General features: G+C 36.5%; 3 protein-coding genes. All 3 read left to right on the top strand.

Annotated elements, in window-relative coordinates; genetic code table 11:
* Nucleotides 1-380: 380 nt before the first annotated feature.
* Complete coding sequence (locus ABES03_RS24470) at nt 381-986, top strand: DUF6230 family protein (protein ID WP_430121622.1); 606 nt, start codon at nt 381-383, stop codon at nt 984-986.
* A gap of 106 nt (nt 987-1092) precedes the next feature.
* On the top strand, nt 1093-1461 hold the full coding sequence (locus ABES03_RS24465) for a DUF6114 domain-containing protein (RefSeq protein WP_430121620.1): 369 nt from the start codon (nt 1093-1095) through the stop codon (nt 1459-1461).
* A gap of 32 nt (nt 1462-1493) precedes the next feature.
* Complete coding sequence (locus ABES03_RS24460) at nt 1494-2054, top strand: hypothetical protein (RefSeq protein ID WP_430121618.1); 561 nt, start codon at nt 1494-1496, stop codon at nt 2052-2054.
* Nucleotides 2055-2074: the final 20 nt, after the last annotated feature.

The raw sequence follows: 2074 nt of genomic DNA, 5'->3' as shown, positions 1-2074 counted from the left end.
GGTGTTTCGGCGAGCCTCCTCGGCGCTTGCGCCTGCGGGGTCTCCCCTGAATCATACTCCCACAGGAGTCTTCGTGCCTTCCGCTCCAATCAACAGGATGTAAAAATCAACACTGTTCTTTAACACAGCCTAGTAATAATATCATAGATTGTATCTATACATAATTCATCGAATCACGCCAAAATTCCTGCTATTATTCTATGAATTTCTCTATTTTGCAGGATGATATTCTTATTTCTTTTGTAATGAAGTAGGTTAAACTTCCTACAAATGTAGGGATTTCTTAATTTACTAACTTATCTTAAAATTGTGACGAGTAGTGTAAGCATTTACATTTTTAAATACTTACCTTTCAAAACAATTATAAAGGAGGAATGAGAATGAATTTAGGAGCAGAAGCAGTCATTATTGGAGGGCAAACGGTTAAAAAGAAATTAGTTCTTGCACTTTTGGGTGGATTTTTATTTTTAGGTTCCTTGTTAGCAATTTTCGGTATTACCGGTGTGGCTGTAGCAGCACCATTAAGTGGCTTTGGTGAATTTACTGTCAAGTTCGACAAAATGGTTGGGGAAAATTTCCAACTATACGGTGGGGTTGCTGATGGTGCAACAACAAAAAATAATCCTGTTGCAGTCAACGCAATTGACAAAGCAACCATAACCGGATTAGAAATTTCCAAAGCGATCCCAGCACTTGGTATCCGGGTTGTTATTTCTTCTGATAAACCAGTTGTCATTAATGGACTCCTTCAAAAAGCTACCATGGTAAATGGTGATGCTACGTTTGAAAACCTCACAATGGCCGAAAATTATATCGGAGATTATGATTTAACTGACCCAAAACAAAGAATGGAAGCACTCGCTAAAGAATTCACACAAAGTGCTAATACCATTACAATTGAAAACGGTAATCTTCAAACATTATACCTTTTCCAAAAAACAGTAAGTCTCCCTGGAATGAAGGTTTACTTCGAAAAACTAAACTAACTTCATCATAGAAAATTGAGTAAGGATGATAAAAATGAACTCTACTTATTCAAAACGTGAGAGGTTTAAGAATTGGAGAGCAAGGCGTCCCTTTTGGGGGGCGACCTTGTCTATCCTTTCTGGACTAATCATCTTATGGGTACCTGCAAAGCTATATGAAGTTGCTGCAGCCCCTGGAAGTATTTTATTTGTTGGCTTCTTTTTAGGTGGCCTTACGTTGTTAATGGGAATTTTATCCTATATAATGCCAAGACTCTCCACTCTGCTTGGTGTTTTAGCTATTTTTGCTTCTGTCTTGTCGATCATGGGAGCATTAGGCGGTTTTCTTATTGGAACCATTCTTGGAATCATTGGTGGAGCTATGTTAATTGCATGGAAACCTGAAATGGCAGATAGTGATTCAAAAACACAATCACACCTTGACCCTATTACTGAAAAAGAAGTGGCATCTGGAAAAGACATTTTACCAGATTAAAATTTGTAGCATTCGCAGAAATGGTGATGGCTTTGAAACATAGAAACAGTACTTATAAGATAATAATTATATTGATTACTACATTAAGTGCACTTCTCTTTGTGACTAAAGATAGTTATGCAAGTAATCCATCAGTGGTTGGTTTTATTATTGAAGCCAGTCAAATGGAGGGAACCCTTCAAACTCCTGTTATGTCTGTCGGAAATACCTCGATAGAAAAGAGTCGGTCCATGCTTAATTTAACTTTTGATAATCTTACATGTAAGGATTTAGTCATTAAAAAAATGGTTAAAACTTCAAAGGGTATAATGACAACTAGAATGACCTCTAACGATAAAATTCTTTTTCAGAATTTAAGTTTATCTGTTACCAACGCAGAATTTAGCGAGGCTTATTTTCCTGAAAACGGAAATATAGGTCTTAAAAATGTAAAGTTATTGGCACATAATGTAAAAACTGATAGCTCTGCTCTCCCCCAATTTCAATTAAGTTTTAATGAGGGTGGCGAAGTGGAGTTAACACCGAAAAGTGAGGCGGAACTTCTTCAAATGAAAGCAGGTTTAGAGTATTTATTATCAAATAATCAACAATAAAAAGAAGCGATGCTTGCTAT

The organism is Neobacillus rhizosphaerae (genome assembly GCF_050477885.1).
GTDB classification, from domain to species: Bacteria; Bacillota; Bacilli; order Bacillales; family Cytobacillaceae; genus Neobacillus; species Neobacillus rhizosphaerae_A.
Note: the sequence above shows the minus strand (reverse complement) of the source record. Positions and strands in the feature narration are given on the sequence as shown.